Origin of the sequence: Bradyrhizobium sp. B117 (genome assembly GCF_038969555.1) — a bacterium.
Taxonomy (GTDB): domain Bacteria; phylum Pseudomonadota; class Alphaproteobacteria; order Rhizobiales; family Xanthobacteraceae; genus Bradyrhizobium.
In genome coordinates, this window is sequence record NZ_CP152414.1 from 9,624,453 (window position 1) to 9,643,423 (window position 18,971).

Genomic DNA, 18,971 nt, shown 5'->3' on the forward strand with positions numbered 1-18,971 from the left:
CAAGATGCGATCCGGGTGAGGAGGAATCTCCGCGAGCCGAGCTCTCACCTCCCTCGCGGAGAGCCCCCCTCACCCCAACCCTCTCCCCGCAGGCGGGGAGAGGGAGAAGAAGCGGCCAGCGTTTTCGCACATGACGGGCGGCGGGCGCTCGGCTAGACTCCTCCTACAAAAACAAGACGAATTGTCCGGGGAGGACAGGCGTGCACCAGGGACGTGTCGTTTACGGCGCGATCGAGGAGGTCGTGTTCGGCCATCCGGCGGCGAGCGCCATCGTCGCGCAGATGGACCGGCTGGGAACGCGCCGTGCCTTCCTGATGGTCTCAGGCACGCTCAACCGACAGACCGACGAGATCACCAAAATCAAGGACGCGCTCGGCGCGCGCTGCGCCGGCCTGTTCGACGCCATGCCGGCACACACGCCGCGCGAGGCCGTCATCGCGGCCACAAACGCGGCGCGCGGGGTGGGCGCCGATCTGATCGTCACCGTCGGCGGCGGCTCGATCACCGACGGCGCCAAGGCGGTGCAGCTCTGCCTCGCCAATGGCATCGACACGATCGAGGGCATCGAGCGCATCCGCGTGCACAAGGGCGTCGCGCCGGAGATGACCGCGCCGAGCGTGCGCCAGGTCAGCGTGCCGACTACAATCGCCGGCGGAGAGTTCAGCTCCATCGCCGGCGTGACCGACCGTGCCGCGCATGTGAAGCAGATGCTGCGGCATCCGCTCACCGTGCCGCGCGCGACCATCCTCGATCCCGCCATCACCGTGCACACGCCGGAATGGCTGTTCCTCTCGACCGGCATCCGCGCCCTCGATCATTGCGTCGAGGCGATCTGCTCGCGCGAGACGCATCCCTATGCCGACGCGCAATCCGTCAAGGGCCTTGCCATGCTCGCCGACGCGCTGCCGCGGGTAAAGGCCGACCCTGCCGATCTCGACGCGCGGATGGATGCGCAGATCGGCACGTGGCTGTCGATGGGCGCGCTGGCGGCCGGGGTTCCGATGGGCGCGAGCCACGGCATCGGCTACGTGCTGGGCGCGGCGTTCGACGTGCCGCACGGCTACACCTCCTGCATCATGCTGCCGGCGGTGATGCGCTGGAACGCACGCGACAATGCCGAGCGCCAGATGATCATCGCCGCCGCGATGGGCTTTCCCGGCCACAACGCCGCCGACGTGTTAGATGCCTTCATCCGCTCGCTCGGCATGCCGCGCAGCCTCGCCGAGATGCGGATCACGCCGGAGCATTTTGGCGCGATCGCCGAGCAGGCGATGCGCACCAACTGGATTCCGCGCAACCCGCGCAGGATCGACGGCCCCGCCGATATCAGAGAAATCCTGCTTCTCGCCGCATGATCCAAGCCGCAGTTCGCGCGTCGACTTCTCCCTGGGGTTATGGGTCCCGGGCTCGCGACTTCGTCGCGCCCCGCGATGACGACCGAGTTTGCTGATCCAGCATCACGCAACCTCCACACAGGAACCACCTCTTCGCACCTGCACTCTCAATGTGAAAGTGTGAAACCCTGCGGCCTTCCGTCATCCGAATTGTCGAGGCGACATGCGGCCTTACCGGTTGCCTCCCCCTGCCCGCGTCGCTATCGTCCGACAAACAGGCCGCAAAGGCCCAAAAGAACTGATGTCCAGGGAGGATGAGAATGCGGAGCGTGTGGGCGCTCGCCGCAATGGCGGCGCTGTCTGTGCTGACGGCCTCAACCGCCACGCTCGCCGGCGAGCCCAAGCAGGGCGGAATCCTGCGGATGTATCACCGCGACAGCCCCGGCAATGCCTCGATCCATGAAGGCGCGACCTATTCGCTCAATGTTCCCTTCATGCCCGTCTTCAACAACCTCGTCATCTACAAGCAGGACGAAGCCCAGAACAGGATGGACAACATCGTCCCGGAGCTCGCCGAGAGCTGGGCGTGGGTGAACGACAACAAGACCCTGACCTTCAAGCTGCGCCAGGGCGTGAAGTGGCACGACGGCAAGCCGTTCACGTCCGCCGACGTCAAATGCACCTTCGACATGCTGATGGGCAAGTCACAGCAGAAGTTCCGGCAGAACCCACGCAAGACCTGGTACGAGCAGGTCAATGACGTCTCGACCAATGGCGATTTCGAAGTCTCCTTCAACCTGAAGCGGCCGCAGCCGTCGCTGCTGGCGCTGCTCGCTTCGGGCTACACGCCGGTCTATCCCTGCCACGTCTCGCCCGGCGACATGCGCACGCATCCGATCGGGACCGGCCCGTTCAAGTTCGTCGAGTTCAAGGCCAACGAGTCGATCAAGCTGACCCGCAACACCGACTATTGGCGCAAGGGCCGCCCCTATCTCGACGGCATCGAGTTCACCATCATCCCGAACCGCTCGACCGCGATCCTTGCCTTCGTCGCCGGCAAGTTCGACATGACCTTCCCGACCGAGGTGAGCATTCCGCTCTTGAAGGACGTGAAATCGCAGGATCCGAGCGCAGTCTGCGTGGTCGAGCCCAACAACGTCGCCACCAACATCATCGTCAACTCGACCGCGGCGCCGTTCGACAATGCCGACATCCGCAAGGCGATGGCGCTGACGCTCGACCGCAAGGCCTTCATCAACATCATGTTCGAGGGTCAGGGCGATATCGGCGGGACCATGGAACCAGCGCCGGCCGGACTCTGGGCGATGCCGAAGGAGATGCTGGAGAGCATTCCGGGCTACGGCCCCGACGTGAACGCCAACCGCGAGCAGGCCAAGAAGCTGATGCAGAAGGCCGGTTACGGACCGGACAAGCATCTTGCGGTGAAGATCTCGACCCGCAACATCCCGGTCTACCGCGATCCCGCGGTGATCCTGATCGACCAGCTCAAGAGCATCTATATCGACGGCGAGCTCGACGTGGTCGAAACCGCGAACTGGTTCCCGAAAGTCGCGCGCAAGGACTACATGCTGGGCCTGAACCTTACCGGCAATGCGGTCGACGATCCCGACCAGTCCTTCTATGAAAACTATTCCTGCGGCTCGGAGCGCAACTACACCAACTACTGCAACAAGGAGATCGAGAAGCTGTTCGACGTGCAGTCGCAGGAGACCGATATCGCCAAACGCAAGAAGCTGGTGTGGGAGATCGACAAGAAGTTGCAGGAGGACGTCGCCCGCCCGATCATCTTCCACGCGCGCACCGGCACCTGCTGGAAGCCCTATGTCAAGGGCGTGACCGTGATGTCGAACAGCTCCTATAATGGATACCGCTACGAGGACGTGTGGATGAACAAGTAGCAGCGGGCGGGTGACGGGTTCGACAGGAGGCGATGCATGTTTGCCTATCTGGTGCGGCGCCTGTTCCTGATGCTCGTGACCCTGTTCGGGATCTCGGTCGTCATCTTCTTCCTGCTGCGCATCGTGCCCGGCAATATCGTCGACATCCTGTTCGCCGCCGCCGGCTACGTCGATCCCGCCGACAAGGCCAATCTGGAGAAGGAGCTCGGCATCGACCAGCCGCTGGTCGTGCAGTACTGGCACTGGATCAGCGGTTTCCTGCGCGGCGATTTCGGTTACTCCTACGTCTCGGAGAAGCCGGCGCTGCAGGAGATCTTACCGCGGATTCCGATCACCGCCCGGCTCGCGGGCCTTGCGCTGCTGTTCTCGGCATCGATCGGCATCCCGCTCGGCGTCATCAGCGCGGTGAAGCAGGGCACGCGGCTCGATTATGCCTTGCGCGTCGTCAGCCTCAGCGGCCTGTCGCTGCCCTCGTTCTGGCTCGGCCTGCTCATCCTCACCGCGTCGGTGGCGATGTTCGGTCAGATGCCGATCTTCAATCCGAATCCGCAGACCTGGCTCGAGGCGTTCGCGACCTACGCCGTGCCGGCCGCCGCTGTCGGCTTCCGCAGCGCGGCGCTGACCATGCGCATCACGCGGTCCTCGATGCTGGAGGTGCTGCGGCAGGACTACATCCGCACCGCGCGCGCCAAGGGCGCATCCGATGCCGCTGTGAACTATCACCACGCGCTGAAGAACGCGATCCTGCCCGTCATCACCGTGATCGGCATCGAGGCGGCATTCCTGATCGGCGGCCTCATCGTCACCGAGACCGTGTTCAACATCCCCGGCGTCGCACGCTTCCTGGTCGAGGCGATCCGCTGGCGCGATTATCCGATCGTGCAGAACCTCGTGATGTTCATCGCTGTCGTCGTCGTGTTCGCGAACTTCACCGTCGACATGCTCTACGCGGTGTTCGATCCGCGGATCAGATACACGGATTAGGAGAGCTGCTTGGCCGCGATCGACTTTGACGTTGAACTGAGACGCGCCGGGGCGCATGCGACCGGCGGTTGGCGGCGCGTGTTGTTCATGGCGCAGCGACACGTGCTGGGCGCGGCCGGGCTCGTCATCATGACGGTGTTCGTGCTGACAGCCGTCTTCGCCGATTTCATTGCGCGCTACGACCCCCTCACGGTCGACGCCGCGCGCGCGCTGGCACGCCCGAGCTGGGCGCACTGGATGGGCACGGATTCGTTCGGCCGCGACGTGTTCAGCCGCATCATCCACGGCGCGCGGATCTCGCTCGCGGTCGGCATCGGTTCGACCGCGCTCGGCGGCACCATCGGTGTCATCGTCGGCCTCACCTCCGGCTATCTCTCCGGCTGGGTCGACCTCGTGCTCCAGCGCGTCTCCGACGTCCTCCAGGCGCTGCCGCTGCTGGTGCTCGCCTTGATCATGACGGCGGCGCTCGGCCCGTCCCTGCCGAACGTCATCATCGCCATCGCGATCCCGCTGATCCCGACCGTGTCGCGCGTCATCCGCGCCAACACACTGGCGCTGCGCGAGCAGCCTTTCGTCGAGGCCGCCAAGTCGATCGGCATGAGCGAGGTCCGCATCGCACTGCGGCACGTGCTGCCGAACACGCTGGCGCCGCTGATCGTGCTCGCCACCGCACAACTCGGCTCGACCATCCTCACCGAGGCTTCACTCTCCTTTCTTGGCCTCGGCATTCCCGAGCCTTATCCGTCCTGGGGCCGCATGCTCTCGGAGTCGGCCGCCGAATATGTCCGCACCGCGCCGTGGCTGGTGATCTTCCCCGGCATCGCCATCAGCCTCGCCGTGTTCGGCGCCAATTTGTTCGGTGACGCCCTGCGCGACATCCTCGATCCCCGGCAGCGCGGCTGATGACGCAAGAATCCGACCTCGTGCTCGATGTGAAGAACCTGAAGACGGTGTTCTTCACGAACTCCGGCCTGTTCAAGGCCGTCGACGACGTCTCCTTCACCGTGAAGCGTGGCGAGACGCTGGCGATCGTCGGCGAATCCGGTTGCGGCAAGAGCGTCACTGCGCTGTCACTGATGCGGCTGGTGCCCGATCCGCCCGGACGCATCGTTGGCGGATCTGTGACGCTCGAAGGCACCGATCTGCTGGCGCTGGACGAGGCGCAAATGCGCGCTATCCGGGGAAATCGCATCTCCATGATCTTCCAGGAGCCGATGACCTCGCTCAACCCGGTGATGCGGATCGGCGACCAGATCGTCGAGGCCGTGCGGCTGCACCGGAACATCTCGTCGAAGGAGGCGCAAAACATCGCCGTTGATATGCTGCGGCTGGTGCGCATTCCCGAGCCGGCACGACGTGCGAAGGAGTATCCGCACCAGCTCTCCGGCGGCATGCGCCAGCGCGCGATGATCGCTATGGCACTGGCGTGCCGGCCGGCACTGCTGATCGCGGACGAGCCGACGACTGCGCTCGACGTCACCATCCAGGCACAGATTTTGGCGCTGATCCTCGATCTCCAGAAGGAGCTCGGCACCGGGCTCGTGCTGATCACGCACGACCTCGGCGTGGTCGCGCAGACCGCGCAGCGCGTCATCGTGATGTATGCGGGGCGGAAGGTCGAGGAAGCCAGCGTCGAGGCGCTGTTCGCCGCGCCGAAGCATCCCTACACGCGCGGGCTGATGGCCTCGATCCCGGCTGTGCCCGCCTCCGGCGTGCCTGCGCAGGCGCGGCTCAATGAAATCCCCGGCACCGTGCCGTCGCTGGTGCGGCTGCCGAAAGGCTGCGCCTTCGCGCCGCGCTGCAAGCTCGCGATCAAGCGCTGCGAGGCAGAATACCCGCCGCTGGCGGATTGGGGCGGCGGCCATCTCGCGGCATGCTGGCGCGCGGCTGAAGTTGCGGAGGTGGCATGACCCAGGCTCTGCTCGAAGTCACCGACCTCAAGAAATATTATCCGGTGCGCGCCGGCGTGCTGCGCCGGCAGGTGGGCACCGTGCACTCGGTCGACGGCGTCTCGTTCTCACTTGGGGCCGGCGAGACGCTCGGCCTCGTCGGCGAATCCGGCTGCGGCAAGTCGACGGTGGCGCGCAGCGTGCTGCGGCTGGTCGAGCCGACTTCGGGCCAGATCCGCCTCGACGGCGAGGACATCACGCATCTGTCCAAAACCGCGCTGCGCCCGCACCGCCGCTCGATGCAGATCGTGTTTCAGGACCCGTTCGCCTCGCTCAATCCGCGCATGACCGCGGGCGACATCGTCGGCGAGCCGCTCGCCGTGCATGGCCTCGCGAGCGGCAAGGAGTTGGAAGCGCGCGTCGCAAAACTGTTCGAGCAGGTGGGCCTGCGGCCGGACCAGATGCGCAACTTCCCGCATCAATTTTCGGGCGGCCAGCGCCAGCGCATCTGCATCGCGCGGGCGCTCGCGCTGGAGCCGCGCCTGATCGTCTGCGACGAGCCGGTGTCCGCGCTCGACGTCTCGATCCAGGCGCAGGTGATCAACCTCCTGATCGACCTGCAGCGCCAGCATGGCTTCTCCTATCTCTTCATCGCGCACGACCTCGCCGTGGTCGCCCATATCAGCCACCGCGTCGCCGTGATGTATCTTGGCCGCATCGTCGAGATCGCCGGCAAGGACGAGCTGTTCCGCAATCCCAGGCATCCCTACACACAGGCCCTGCTCGCCTCGGTGCCGATCGCCAACCCGCTGGCGAAGAAGCTGGCGCCGCTGGTCGATGGCGATGTGCCGAGCCCGGTCAATCCGCCCTCCGGCTGCGCGTTTCACACCCGCTGCCGGTTCGCGATGGAGCAGTGCAAGATGGAGCGGCCGGCGCTGGTGGATGCGGGCGACGGGCATCAGGTGGCATGCTTGCTCAACGACGGGACGGGACGGAGCCAGTAGGTCCCAACGCCCGGATCACCGGCCATGCCGCGAGCGCCGCCGCGAGATGCTTGAGCGTATGACCCGAGACGATGTGCCCCGTCGCTTCGAAGATGGTCGCATCGCCGAGTTCGAAAAGCTTGGCCAGCACGTAGAAGACAATCACGCCGCCGAGTGGCACGCCAAGCGCTCCATCCCGCGGCTTCGTCAGCGCCAACCCCACCGCCAGCGCCATGCCGCCGAACTGCACGACCGCCCATGGCGTGAGATTCTCGCGTGCCACCCAGGCCGCGAGCGGGCCCGCAAACATCATCAGCACCACCATCGCCAGACCGGCGCGCCTGCTGACGCGTTCGCTGGCCGCGATGCCGAGAAAGCCGGCGAACGCCACCGCCATGCCGAGACGATCGGCCACGAGCCGCTGCGGCGCGTCGGGATCGAGATGATAGATGCTCGACCCGATGCAGGTGAGGATCAAACCCACGAAGAAGCAGCCTGTCCCCACGGGCGCATCATTGCGGGCGCGCTGCAACATCAGGCCCCAGACGCCCATCGCCACGAAGGTGAGATTGCTCAGCACGTCGCCGGCGTTGGGCACGCCCAGCCAGAAGCGGGTGTCGACGTAATGCGGGATTGGCCAGGCGGAGGCGTGCAGCGCGGGCGCGAAGAGCGCCGCCAGGGTCAGGACGAAAAGCGCGGCGAGCAGGCATTTCTCGCGGAAGTGCGGGGCGCCGACTGCGAAACGGGGGCGCACTGAGGGGAATATCGCATCGATCGCTTGGACGGGGTCATTTGCGCGCAACATGCGTGGCTCCAGACGAATTGAACGAAGTTCATTATTGATAGCCCAAAAATGAACAACGTTCAATGAGATTGTGCGCAAAGCTTCGCGAGCTGTAATGCCTTTGAAATTATTTGGATTTTCCGGGTTCACGACCGAGGAGGTGCCGTAGGGTGGGCAAAGCGAAGCGTGCCCACGATCCCGCACAAAATCACCGGCTATGGGTGGGCACGGCGCTTTGCGCCTTTGCCCACCCTACGATCGCGGCGCTCGCGGCGCCGACTACGCCCCGATCTCCACCACGATCCTGCCCGTGGTCACCTGCTCGCCCTCGGCGACATCGATCGCGGCGACCACGCCGTCGATGCCGGCCTTGTGGACGTGCTCCATCTTCATCGCTTCCAGCGTCATCACCGGCTGGCCGGCGATGACGCGGTCGCCCGGCTTGACCAGCACGGCGACGACGCGGCCGTTCATGGCGGCGCGGACCTTGCCGTCGCCGCCGTTGCTTGCGGCAGCCTTTGGCGCGGCGAGCGTGAGATCATTCACCGCCAGCGGAATGCCGCGATGCTGAACGTACAGCCGATCGCCATCGCGCAGGAACTTTGCGCTGTCCATCACGCCATCATGGCGGAAGCGGATGGCATCGGGATCGAGCTGGTCGATCTCGAAAGTATCCTTCCGTCTGTCGGTGGCGACAATGTAGCTGCCATCGCGCTCGCGGGTGATTTCGTGCTCGTGCGTCTGGCCGGCGATCTCGATTTTTGCCGGCAGCGGGAATGTTGCCGCGAGGCTTCGGCCGCCCTGCCATGACGGCGCGCGCGGATTGGTGACGTAGAGCAGCAGGCCCGCCAGCGCCGCATCGAATGCGGCGCTTGCGCGCGGTGCCAGCAGCTCGTCGCGGTGCGTGCCAATGAACGCCGTGGTCGCCTCGCCCCTGGCAAAGCCGGGGTGACGCAGGCACGACATCAGGAATGGCTGATTGGTGGTCACGCCAAAGGCGGTGAGCTGCTCCAGCCCGACGATGAGCCGCCCCCTCGCCTCCTCGCGGGTCGCGCCGTGGCTGATCACCTTGGCGATCATGGAATCGTAGAACGGCGGAATCTCGGAGCCCGATTGCAGCGCGTGCTCGACCCGGATGCCCTCAGGCACCTGCCAGCGCGCCATGCGGCCGGACTGCGGCATGAAGTCGTGCGCGGCATCTTCCGAGCACAGCCGCACCTCGATGGCGTGGCCTGTGAAGCGGATGTCCTGCTGCTTCACCGGCAGCGCCTCGCCGCGCGCGACGCGCAACTGCAGCTCGACGAGGTCGAGCCCGGTGATAGCCTCGGTCACGGGATGCTCGACCTGGAGACGGGTATTCATCTCCATGAAGTAGAACTCGCCGCTCGCATCGAGCAGGAATTCCAGCGTGCCGGCACCCTCGTAGCGCAGCGCCTTCACGGCAGCGACCGCGACCTCGCCCATTTTCGCGCGCAGCTCCGGCGTCACCGCGGGCGACGGCGCCTCCTCGATCAGCTTCTGGTGGCGCCGCTGCACCGAGCAGTCGCGCTCGCCGAGGTGGATGGCGTTGCCGTGGCTATCGCCGAACACCTGGATCTCGATGTGGCGCGGATTCTGGATGGCGCGTTCGAGGATAACAGTGGGATCGCCGAACGCCGCCTTCGCTTCCGACCGCGCACTGCGGAGCGCCTCGGGAAAGCAGGCAGCGTCGGTGACGAGCCGCATGCCGCGACCACCGCCACCGGCGACGGCCTTGATCATCACGGGGAAGCCGATCTTCCCGGCTTCCGCGAGCATGACCTCGTCGTCCTGCTCAGCGCCCTGATAGCCGGGAACGCAGGGCACGCCAGCCTTCTTCATGATTTCCTTGGCACCGGCCTTGTTACCCATCGCCTGGATCGCCTGCGGCGACGGACCGATGAAGATGAGGCCGGCATCCTTGCAGGCTTGCGCGAAGTCTTCATTCTCAGCGAGGAAGCCATAGCCGGGGTGAACGGCATCCGCGCCGCTCGCCTTGGCGGCCGCGATGATCGCGGGGATGTTGAGATAGGATTGCGCGGGCAGCGCTTCGCCGATCCGCACAGCCTGATCGGCCTGCTTGACATGAAGCGCATCGCGATCGGCATCCGAATAGACCGCAACGACACCAAGGCCGAGCTGTCGCGCGCTGCGCATGACACGCAATGCGATCTCGCCGCGATTGGCGACCAAAACCTTGAAGAACGGCCGGTGGTGCACTGATCCGTTCCTCATGGGCGGGCCACCGAGAATTGCATGCGCTGGGGTGAGCGTGCGTTGCCCTCGCGGCAGATCGCGAGCACCTCGGATAGCACCGCGCGGGTATCGCGCTGATCGATCACGCCATCGTCGAGCACGCGGGCACTGGTCGAGAACACGTCCATCTGGCCGTCGAACACGCCGACGATCTGCGCCTTCATGGCGTCCAGCTTGTCCTTCTCGATCGGCTTGCCGCGGCGGGCAGCAGCAGCCTCGGTCACGATCGCCATGGTCTCGGCGGCCTGCTCGCCGCCCATCACGGCGGTCTTGGCGTTGGGCCAGGAGAAGCAGAAGCGCGGATGGAAGCCGCGCCCGCACATGCCGTAATTGCCGGCGCCGAACGAGGCGCCGCAATAGATGGTGATCTGCGGCACCGTCGCCGACGTCACCGCCTGGATCATCTTCGAGCCGTGCTTGATCATGCCGGCTTCTTCGTAGGCCTTGCCGACCATGTAGCCGGTGGTGTTGTTGAGATAGAGGATCGGCGTGCGGGTCTGGCAGCAGGCCTGGATGAAATGCGTCGCCTTGTTGGCGCCGGCGGGGTCGAGCGGGCCGTTATTGGTGATGATGCCGATCGCCTGGCCCTCGATGCGGGCATGGCCGCAGACGGTGGCCGGGCCATAGTTCGGCGCCATCTCGGTGAAATCGGAATCGTCGATGATGCGCGCGATCACCTGCTTCATGTCGACCGGGCGCTTGTGGTCCATCGGCATGATGCCGAGGAGCTCGTCCTGGTCGTAGCGTGGCGGCTTGAATTCCGGCGACGCGCGAGCCGGCCGCTCCCATTCCAGCGCCGCCATGATCTCGCGCGCGATGCGCAGCGCGTCGCGATCATCCTCGGCGAGATAGTCGCCAAGGCCGGAGATTTGCGTGTGCATCTCGGCACCGCCGAGCTCCTCTTCCGTGGCGATCTCGCCGGTTGCAGCCTTCAGCAGCGGTGGGCCCGCGAGGAAGGCCCGCGTGCGGCCGCGGACCATGACGATGTAATCGGACAACCCTGTCTGATAGGCGCCACCCGCGGTGGACGAGCCGTGCGTGACGGTGACGACAGGCAACCCCGCCGCCGAGAGGCGCGCGAGATTGCGAAAGATGTTGCCGCCGCGGACAAAGTCCTCGACGCGGTAGCGCAGCAGATTGGCGCCGGCACTTTCGACGAGCTGGACATAAGGCAGCTTGTTCTCCAGCGCGAGCTCCTGCACCCGCAGCGTCTTGTCGAGGCCGTAGGGCTGGAGCGCGCCGGCATCGATGCCGGAATCACTGGCGCTGACCATGCAGCGGATGCCGGAGACGAAGCCGATGCCGGCGATCACGCCGCCGCCCGGCACGCTCTTGGCCGCATCCGGCACGTCGAACATGTAGCCGGCGAGCGTCGAGAGCTCGATGAAGGGCGCACCGGGATCGAGCACAAGTGCAACGCGCTCACGCGGCAGAAGCTGACCACGCTTGTGGAAGCGGTCCTTTGCCGCGGCGGACGCGGCACGCGTGCGCTCTTCCAGCGCGCGCATGCGATCGATCAGCGCGAGCATACCGTCGCGATTGGCGTGGTAGGCGGCGCTGCCGCGGGAAATGGTGTTTTCGAGAATGGACATGACTTGATCCTACTCGTCATTGCGAGGAGCACTTGCGACGAAGCAATCCAGGCTGTCTCTGCGGAAGAATTCTGGATTGCTTCGCTTCGCTCGCAATGACGGTTGAGGCGATACCTTACCTGTTCGTCCCAAAGATCTTCCGCGCCTCGGCGGGGCTGGCGATATCGCGGCCGGCGCGGCGGGCGCAGGCGGCGATGGCCTCGATCAGCTGGCCGTTCGACGTCACCTTCTTGCCGTCGGCGAGATAGAAGGCGTCCTCGAGGCCGGTGCGCAAGTGACCACCCAGCTCGGCGCAGCGCTGGTGCAGCGGCCAGATCTCCTCGCGGCCGATCGCGGTGACCTGAAAATGCGCTTCGGGCCGCTTCAGCTTGATCAGGATCGGCAGCAATTCAGGATCGGCGGGCATGCCGGAGGCGACGCCCATGACGAAATTGTACTCGAGCGGGCCCTTGTACATGCCGACCTGGTGGTACATGCCGACGCAGCGGACGATGCCGACGTCGAAGCATTCGAATTCGGGGATGGTGCCGACTTCGTTCATGACGTCGAGATAGTCCTTCACCTTCTCGACCGCGTTGTCGAACATCATCGGCGGCCAGGCCCAGGTGTTGTCGGCCTTCACCTTCAAATAATTCAGCGAGCCGGCGTTGCAGGCGGCGATCTCGGGCTTGGTCTGGCGAATGCAATCGAGCGCGCCAGCGTAGTTCGGCCCTGATACGCCCGAAGTGTGGTTGATGATGACGCCGGGGCAGGCTTCGCGGATCGCCTGCTGGATCTCCTTGCTGACGCTGACCTCCCAGGACGGAAGGTGTCCCTTGTCCGGCGCCTGCTGGCGCAGATGGATGTGCATGATGGACGCACCGGCATCGAACGCAGCCTTGGCCTCGCGCGCCATCTGCTCGGGCGTCACGGGCACGTTGTGCTGCTTCGGGTCGGTGAGCACGCCGTTCAGCGCGCAGGTGATGACGGCCTTGTCGCCCATGCCAAAAATGTCTCGCACGTTGAGAATTCAACGTTTGCGATCATGTGACGCGGGGCATGCGGCTTCTTGCGCGGAGAAGCTAGCTAAAGACGAGCTATCGTAGGGGGAGCAAAGCGTAGCGTGCCCACCAACTGGATAAGTCTCGCGAGATGGTGGGCACGGCGCAAGTGCGCCTTTGCCCACCCTACGAGAGCGGTGCTAGCTCGCCTCCGCCATCCGCACCGTCTCATTGCAGCGATAGATCGCAAGATCGCGTGAGCCGACGAAGATCGCGCGCGGCTTCAATCCGTAGAAGCGGCGGATCGAATGGCTGAAATGGGTGCTGTCGGGATAACCGATGTCCTGCGCGAGATGGGCGAGGTTGAGATCCTGGTTAGCGAAGTGCAGCAGGTGCCGCGCGCGCTTCCAGGCACGGAAGGAACGGAACGAGATCCCGGTCTCTTCCTTGAACAGATGCAGGAAGCGCGAGGCCGAGAGGCCCGCTTCCGCGGCGCAAGTATCCGCTGTCACCGGCTCGCCGGAGAAACGCTCGATGCGGGCAACGGCGCGCATCACGCGCGGGTCGAGCACGCGGCGCGGCAGGGCCTCGCCAAAGCACATCTCGTCGAATTCGGCGGTAGTGATGTCGCCGTAGCGGCGCTGGCGCAGCAGCGCGTAGGCGGCCAGGATCTGGCGGGCATAGACGGCCCGGTCCGGTCCCATCAGCCGCTGGGCCAGATCTTCCAGCACGCCATCCGGCATGCTTTCCGGCTCGAGCGTGACGCTGATCGCGGTGCGGTAGTCGCTGGCGATGGAATGGCGCTGGTTCGGCAGGGTGACGAACAGCTCGCCGGTGGCGAGGACGTCGTCGATGGTCAGGTGCAGATTGCCCTTCACCGCGACATAGACATGGCAGCAGCCCGGTGTCCGCTTGCGAGGCCGTCCGAGCAGGCCGGCATAGAACACCCGCTCCGGCGTGATCAGCATCAGATGGTCGGATTCGCGACCGTTATAATCCATTGGGCATCCTCCTCGCGCGGCTCTTTGGCCGCTGCGGACGGAGGTCACCTTAGCGGAAAATTGGGCGCTGTCACGACGGGATAGCGCTGTCATGGCGCGCAAAAGATTGTCGTTCCGGGGCGACCGAAGGGCGGACCCGGAACCTCGCGCTGCAACTTCGAGATTCCGGGTTCGCGCTATTGCGCGCCCCGGAATGACGGCCTCCCTACGCCCTCACGCGCGGCGCAACATTCTGCTCGAGGCCGGCCTTCTGTTCCGCAGCAACCGCGCGCTTGAAACCGTCGCGCTGCTGCAGGCGCGCCCAATAGGCCGCGACATTTGGCCCGAAATCCTTGGCAAGGCCGATATTGTCGGCGAGGCGGAGCGCGTAGCCGATGACAATGTCAGCGGCGGTGAAGCGGCCCGCGCACAATGTTTCGGCATTGGCCGTCGCTGCCTCGACGGCGCGCAGCCGGCCCAGAAACCATTTCGCGTAGTCGGTGGCGACCTGCGGAACACGGCGCTCCTCCGGCTCGAGCTGGGTGTATCGGAGCACCAGCGTCTGCGGGAAGGTTAACGTGGCGTCGGAAAAATACATCCAGTTCAGGAACGCGCCATAGGCGGGATCCTCGGAGCCGACCATCAGCGGCGTCGGGCCGTATTTGATGCCGAGATAGTGGCAGATGCCCGAGGACTCAGTCATCCGCGTCTCGCCGTCGATCAGGAAGGGGATGGTGCCGAGCGGATTGATGCCGAGATAATCCTTGGCAAACACCCGCGGCGGGAACGGCAGCATCTTCAATTCATACGGCAGCCCCATCTCCTCCAGCATCCAGAGCGGACGGAACGAGCGCGCGGCGTCGCAGTGATAGAGCGTGATCATCAGGCGTTCCCCCTAGAGCATGATCCGGACCCGAAGGGCCGCGTTAGCGCAAAGTGTGAAGCGGTTTTCCGACAAGATCATGCTCAAACTTTATGACTCCCCGGCAGCGTGCCCATCATCTTGCACAGGACCATCAGCATGACCTCGTCGGCGCCGCCGCCGATCGAGGTCAGGCGGCTGTCGCGATAGGCACGGCTGACCGGCGTCTCGTTGGTAAAGCCCATTCCGCCCCAATATTGCAAGCAGGCGTCGGTGAGCTCGCGGCCGAGCCGACCGGCTTTCAGCTTGGCCATGGTCGCAAGCCGCGTCACGTCCTCGCCGGCGACCAGCTGCTCGGCGGCGCGATAGATCAGCGCGCGCAGCAGCTCGACCTCGGTCTGCATCTCCGCGAGCTTGAAGTGTACGACCTGGTTGTCGAGGATCGACTTCCCGAAGGCCTTGCGGTTGCGCGTGTATTCGATGGTCTGGTCGATGATGTATTCGTGCGCCTTCAGGCACGCTGCCGCACCCCAGAGCCGCTCCTCCTGGAACTGGATCATCTGGTAAGTAAAGCCCTTGCCCTCCTCGCCGATCCGGTTGCGCTTGGGCACGCGGACATTGTCGAAGAAGATCTGCGCGGTATCCGACGAGCGCATGCCCATCTTGTCGAGCTTGCGCGCCACGGTGACGCCCTTGCTCTTCATGGGGACGCAGATCAGCGATTTGTTGCGGTGAACGGGGCCATCGCCGGTGTTGGCGAGCAGGCAGATCCAGTCGGCCTGGGTGCCGTTGGTGATCCACATCTTGCCACCATTGATGACGTAATCGTCGCCGTCGGAGCGCGCGCTGGTCTTGATCGAGGCAACGTCCGAGCCCGCGCCGGGCTCGGAGACGCCAATGCAGGCGACGTAATTGCCTGAGATCGAGGGTGCCAAGAATTCGCGCCGCACCTCGTCCGAGCCGAACCGCGCCAGCGCCGGGGTCGCCATGTCAGTCTGCACGCCGATCGCCATCGGCACGCCGCCGCAGGTGATGGCGCCCAGCTCCTCCGCCATCATCAGCGCGTAGGAATAGTCGAGGCCCGATCCGCCGAACTCGACCGGCTTGTTCAGGCCGAGAAAGCCGAGGCTGCCCATCTTCTTGAACAGCTCATGCGCCGGGAAGATGTCGGCCTGCTCCCACTCGTCGATGTGAGGATTGATCTCGTTCGCGATGAATTTCTGTAGGGAGCGGCGGATGTCGTCATGGTCGGCGGTGAATAGCATTTTGTCCTCTTGTCATTCCGGGGCATCGCGGAGCGATGAGCCCGGAATCCATTTCTCTACGGAGTCTGCGGCCTGATGGATTCCGGGCTCGCGCTACGCGCGCCCCGGAATGACAAAAAGTCACAACCCCATCTGCCGGCTTGCCAGATCCTTCATGATCTCCTCGGTGCCGCCGCCGATGGCGTTGACCTTGACCTCGCGGTAGATGCGCTCGGCCTTGATGCCGCGCATGAAGCCGGCACCGCCAAAGATCTGCACGGCTTCCGAGGCGCAGAAGGCCATGGTCTGCGTCGCCTGATTCTTCATCATGCAGATTTCCGCGACCGGGCTCTCGCCCTGCTCGAGCCGCCAAGCCAGCATCTCCAGCATTGCCTGACTTGCGGCGACCTTCTGCGCCATGTCCACGATCTTGTGCCGGATGACCTGGTGCTGGGCGAGCGGCTTGCCGAAAGTCTTGCGCTCCTTGGCATAGGCGACGGCCTCATCGAGGCAGACGCGGGCGAAGGCGGTGCAGCTCGCCGCCATGCCCATGCGCTCGCTGTTGAAATTCTGCATGATGATCTTGAAGCCCTGGCCCTCCTCGCCGATCAGGTTCTCGGCCGACACACGGCACTCGTCGAAATGCAGGGTCGCGGTGTCGGAGGCCCACCAGCCCATCTTCTTCAGTTTTGTCCTGGACAGGCCGGGCGTGTCGCCCTCGATCAGGAGCAGGCTGACGCCGCCGGCGCCCTCGCCACCCGTACGCACGGCGACAGTCAGATAATCGGCGCGCACGCCCGAGGTGATGAAGGTTTTCTCGCCGCTCACGACGTAGTGATCCCCGTGGCGCCGGGCCCGGGTGCGCAGGTTGGCGACGTCGGAGCCGCCGCCCGGCTCGGTGATGGCGAGCGCGGAGATCTTCTCGCCTGCCAGCACCTGCGGCAGCACGCGCGCCTTCACCTCGGGGCGCGCGGCGCGCGCGATCGGCGGCGAGCCGATGGTGTGGCTCATCAGGCTGGCGCTGACCCCGCCGGCTCCAGCCCACGCCAATTCCTGGCTGGCGACGATTTTCATGAACTGGTCGGCGGCGATCCCGCCATATTCCTCGGGGAATCCAAGCCCCAGGAGGCCGATCTCGGCCGCCTTGCGATAAAGCGCACGCGGAAATTCGCCGGCCTCGTCCCATTCATGGGCGAACGGGGCGATCTCCTTGTCGACGAAGCGACGCATGACGTCGCGGAAGGCGTCATGCTCGGCGGTATAGAACGGGCTCTTCATTGTAGTCTCGCCCTGTTGGCGGATTCGTCTCATTCACCATGGCCGGAACATTTGCCGTTCACTTGCGCAGAGTGGCTGACCGGAGGAACCGCTCTACCGCAGCCTATCGCCTAGCAACTCAACGCAAGACGATTTTCACCCCTCGCAGGCCAACTCCGGATCAAAAAAGACTGCTGCACAGACTCCGGCTGGCCCCCAGGGCCACGCCGGGCATGGTGCACGGCAACAGGGACGCGAGGCGGCACAAGACCGCCGAGGGAGGGATTTTTGGCCGTTCGTTACTACGACTGGATCGCCCACCATGGCCGCCGCACACCGAACAAGGTTGCGGTGATCGATCTCGCCAGCGAGCGCCACTTCACCTATGCGCAGCTCGACGCCCGCGTCTCACGCCTCGCTTCGTTCTTCCGCCACACGTTGAAGGTCTCGCGCGGCGACCGCGTCGCGGTGCTGGCGCTGAACACGACCGACACGCTGGAGGTGCAGTTCGCCTGCGGACGGCTGGGCGCCATCTTCGTGCCGCTGAACACCCGCCTCACCGTTCCCGAGCTCCAGTTCATCACCGCCGACTGCGCGCCGAAGGTGATGATCCACGACACTGATCTGGCCGAGACCGCGCTTGCCGTCGCAAAGCTCTGCAACGTCGCGACCAGCCTGCTGCTCGGTCCCGGCGGCGCTTACGAGGCCGGCATTGCCGCGGCAAAGCCGCTCGACCGCGCTGAAGAGGTCACGCTCGATGACATCTCGACCATCATGTACACATCGGGCACCACGGGCCATCCGAAGGGCGCGACCATCACCCATGGCATGACCTTCTGGAATTGCGTCAATCTCGGCGGCCCCGCCTGCATCGGGCCGGCCTCGGTGCTGCTCACCGTGCTGCCGCTGTTCCACACCGGTGGACTGAATTGCTACACCAATCCCGTGCTGCATGCCGGCGGCACCGTGATGATCATGCGCGCCTTCGATCCCGGCACCGCGCTCGGCCTGATCAACGATCCCGCGCAGGGCATCAATGTGTTCTTCGGCGTGCCCGCGATCTACCAGTTCATGGCGCAGCACCCAGCCTTCGCAACCACCGACCTTGACCGGCTGATCGTCTGCGGTGTCGGCGGCGCGCCGATGCCGGTGCCGCTCTTGAAAGTGTGGGAGGCGCGCGGCGTCGCGCTCCAGCAGGGCTATGGCATGACCGAGACCTCGCCGGCCGTGCTGGTGCTCGACCGCGAGGATGCGGCGCGTAAGGCGGGCTCCGCCGGCAAGCCGGTGCTGCACACCGAGGTGCGCATCGTGCGCCCCGACGGCAGCGATGCCGATACCGGCGAGCTCGGCGAGCTCTGGGTCAAGGGACCGAACATCACGCCCGGCTACTGGAACAGGCCGGAGGCGAACAAGACGTCCTTCACCGACGGCTGGCTGCACACCGGCGATGCGACGCGCATCGACGAGGAAGGCTTCTACTACATCGTCGACCGCTGGAAGGACATGTACATCTCCGGCGGCGAGAACGTCTATCCGGCCGAGGTCGAGAACGTCCTGCACCAGCTCACCGCAATCGCCGAAGCCGCGGTGATCGGCGTTCCCGATCCGCAATGGGGCGAGGTGGGCCTTGCCATCGTCGGGGTCAAGCAAGGCCAGCGGCTGAGCGAAGCCGAGGTCTTCGCGCATTGCGCGGCCAATCTCGCGCGCTTCAAATGTCCGCGCCAGGTTCGCTTCGTCGATGCGCTGCCACGCAACGCGACGGGGAAGATCCACAAGCCGACCTTGCGCAAGGAATTCTCGGTCGCCTCCGAAGTCGACAAGAAAGCCGCCAACGCCTGATCGAAGCGCCCCCTGCGGGCGCTTTTTTGTTTTGAAAGTGCCTGCTCCAC

Annotated in this window: 15 protein-coding genes; 7 read left to right on the plus strand and 8 right to left on the minus strand. The window is 65.1% G+C overall.

The window, feature by feature from the left end; all coding sequences use genetic code 11:
* Nucleotides 1-200 precede the first annotated feature (200 nt).
* The 6 genes from AAFG16_RS45670 (at nt 201) to AAFG16_RS45695 (ending at nt 7,130) form a co-directional block, all read left to right on the plus strand.
* Nucleotides 201-1,355, plus strand: coding sequence for an iron-containing alcohol dehydrogenase (locus AAFG16_RS45670; protein WP_342735800.1), 1,155 nt, complete (start codon nt 201-203; stop codon nt 1,353-1,355).
* 299 nt (nt 1,356-1,654) lie between these two features.
* Nucleotides 1,655-3,253 (plus strand): ABC transporter substrate-binding protein, encoded by a 1,599-nt coding sequence (locus AAFG16_RS45675; protein ID WP_342735802.1) that lies wholly within the window; start codon nt 1,655-1,657, stop codon nt 3,251-3,253.
* Between the two features lie 36 nt (nt 3,254-3,289).
* Nucleotides 3,290-4,237, plus strand: a complete 948-nt coding sequence (locus AAFG16_RS45680) for an ABC transporter permease (protein ID WP_283082700.1) — start codon at nt 3,290-3,292, stop codon at nt 4,235-4,237.
* Between the two features lie 9 nt (nt 4,238-4,246).
* Nucleotides 4,247-5,140 carry an ABC transporter permease gene (locus AAFG16_RS45685; RefSeq protein ID WP_342735805.1) on the plus strand — a complete coding sequence of 298 codons (894 nt, stop codon included), beginning with the start codon at nt 4,247-4,249 and terminating at the stop codon, nt 5,138-5,140.
* Nucleotides 5,140-6,147, plus strand: a complete 1,008-nt coding sequence (locus AAFG16_RS45690) for an ABC transporter ATP-binding protein (protein WP_342735807.1) — start codon at nt 5,140-5,142, stop codon at nt 6,145-6,147. The genes AAFG16_RS45685 and AAFG16_RS45690 overlap by 1 nt, the downstream gene beginning before the upstream one ends.
* Nucleotides 6,144-7,130, plus strand: a complete 987-nt coding sequence (locus AAFG16_RS45695; protein WP_342735809.1) for a dipeptide ABC transporter ATP-binding protein — start codon at nt 6,144-6,146, stop codon at nt 7,128-7,130. The genes AAFG16_RS45690 and AAFG16_RS45695 overlap by 4 nt, the downstream gene beginning before the upstream one ends.
* Here the strand turns inward: AAFG16_RS45695 and AAFG16_RS45700 are convergent.
* The 8 genes from AAFG16_RS45700 to AAFG16_RS45735 form a co-directional block, all read right to left on the minus strand.
* A complete protein-coding gene (locus tag AAFG16_RS45700; RefSeq protein ID WP_342735811.1) occupies nt 7,102-8,043 on the minus strand; it encodes a hypothetical protein in 942 nt (313 codons plus the stop codon). The genes AAFG16_RS45695 and AAFG16_RS45700 overlap by 29 nt on opposite strands.
* 129 nt (nt 8,044-8,172) lie before the next feature.
* Complete coding sequence (locus AAFG16_RS45705; protein WP_342735813.1) at nt 8,173-10,146, minus strand: acetyl-CoA carboxylase biotin carboxylase subunit; 1,974 nt, start codon at nt 10,144-10,146, stop codon at nt 8,173-8,175.
* Nucleotides 10,143-11,759 carry an acyl-CoA carboxylase subunit beta gene (locus AAFG16_RS45710; RefSeq protein ID WP_342735815.1) on the minus strand — a complete coding sequence of 539 codons (1,617 nt, stop codon included), beginning with the start codon at nt 11,757-11,759 and terminating at the stop codon, nt 10,143-10,145. The genes AAFG16_RS45705 and AAFG16_RS45710 overlap by 4 nt, the downstream gene beginning before the upstream one ends.
* A 115-nt stretch (nt 11,760-11,874) precedes the next feature.
* Nucleotides 11,875-12,741: a 3-keto-5-aminohexanoate cleavage protein gene (locus AAFG16_RS45715; protein WP_342741083.1), complete on the minus strand. Its 867-nt coding sequence runs from the start codon at nt 12,739-12,741 to the stop codon at nt 11,875-11,877.
* A gap of 198 nt (nt 12,742-12,939) precedes the next feature.
* Nucleotides 12,940-13,740, minus strand: a complete 801-nt coding sequence (locus AAFG16_RS45720) for an AraC family transcriptional regulator (RefSeq protein ID WP_342735817.1) — start codon at nt 13,738-13,740, stop codon at nt 12,940-12,942.
* Nucleotides 13,741-13,945: 205 nt separating this feature from the next.
* Nucleotides 13,946-14,602 (minus strand): glutathione S-transferase family protein, encoded by a 657-nt coding sequence (locus AAFG16_RS45725; RefSeq protein WP_092211989.1) that lies wholly within the window; start codon nt 14,600-14,602, stop codon nt 13,946-13,948.
* Between the two features lie 83 nt (nt 14,603-14,685).
* Complete coding sequence (locus AAFG16_RS45730; RefSeq protein ID WP_342735819.1) at nt 14,686-15,846, minus strand: acyl-CoA dehydrogenase family protein; 1,161 nt, start codon at nt 15,844-15,846, stop codon at nt 14,686-14,688.
* A gap of 120 nt (nt 15,847-15,966) precedes the next feature.
* Nucleotides 15,967-17,103, minus strand: coding sequence for an acyl-CoA dehydrogenase family protein (locus AAFG16_RS45735; RefSeq protein ID WP_342735821.1), 1,137 nt, complete (start codon nt 17,101-17,103; stop codon nt 15,967-15,969).
* A 267-nt stretch (nt 17,104-17,370) separates the two neighbouring features.
* Between AAFG16_RS45735 and AAFG16_RS45740 the strand changes: the two genes are divergently transcribed.
* Complete coding sequence (locus tag AAFG16_RS45740; protein WP_342735823.1) at nt 17,371-18,921, plus strand: long-chain fatty acid--CoA ligase; 1,551 nt, start codon at nt 17,371-17,373, stop codon at nt 18,919-18,921.
* The last annotated feature ends 50 nt before the right edge of the window (nt 18,922-18,971 follow it).

Excerpts from the sequence above, each read along its gene's own strand:
- AAFG16_RS45710 (WP_342735815.1), bottom strand. The coding sequence starts at position 11,759 with ATGTCCATTCTCGAAAACACCATTTCCCGCGGCAGCGCCGCCTACCAC.
- AAFG16_RS45720 (WP_342735817.1), bottom strand. The coding sequence starts at position 13,740 with ATGGATTATAACGGTCGCGAATCCGACCATCTGATGCTGATCACGCCG.
- AAFG16_RS45725 (WP_092211989.1), bottom strand. The coding sequence starts at position 14,602 with ATGATCACGCTCTATCACTGCGACGCCGCGCGCTCGTTCCGTCCGCTC.
- AAFG16_RS45715 (WP_342741083.1), bottom strand. The coding sequence starts at position 12,741 with ATGGGCGACAAGGCCGTCATCACCTGCGCGCTGAACGGCGTGCTCACC.
- AAFG16_RS45675 (WP_342735802.1), top strand. The coding sequence starts at position 1,655 with ATGCGGAGCGTGTGGGCGCTCGCCGCAATGGCGGCGCTGTCTGTGCTG.
- AAFG16_RS45705 (WP_342735813.1), bottom strand. The coding sequence starts at position 10,146 with ATGAGGAACGGATCAGTGCACCACCGGCCGTTCTTCAAGGTTTTGGTC.
- AAFG16_RS45680 (WP_283082700.1), top strand. The coding sequence starts at position 3,290 with ATGTTTGCCTATCTGGTGCGGCGCCTGTTCCTGATGCTCGTGACCCTG.
- AAFG16_RS45730 (WP_342735819.1), bottom strand. The coding sequence starts at position 15,846 with ATGCTATTCACCGCCGACCATGACGACATCCGCCGCTCCCTACAGAAA.
- AAFG16_RS45690 (WP_342735807.1), top strand. The coding sequence starts at position 5,140 with ATGACGCAAGAATCCGACCTCGTGCTCGATGTGAAGAACCTGAAGACG.
- AAFG16_RS45735 (WP_342735821.1), bottom strand. The coding sequence starts at position 17,103 with ATGAAGAGCCCGTTCTATACCGCCGAGCATGACGCCTTCCGCGACGTC.
- AAFG16_RS45695 (WP_342735809.1), top strand. The coding sequence starts at position 6,144 with ATGACCCAGGCTCTGCTCGAAGTCACCGACCTCAAGAAATATTATCCG.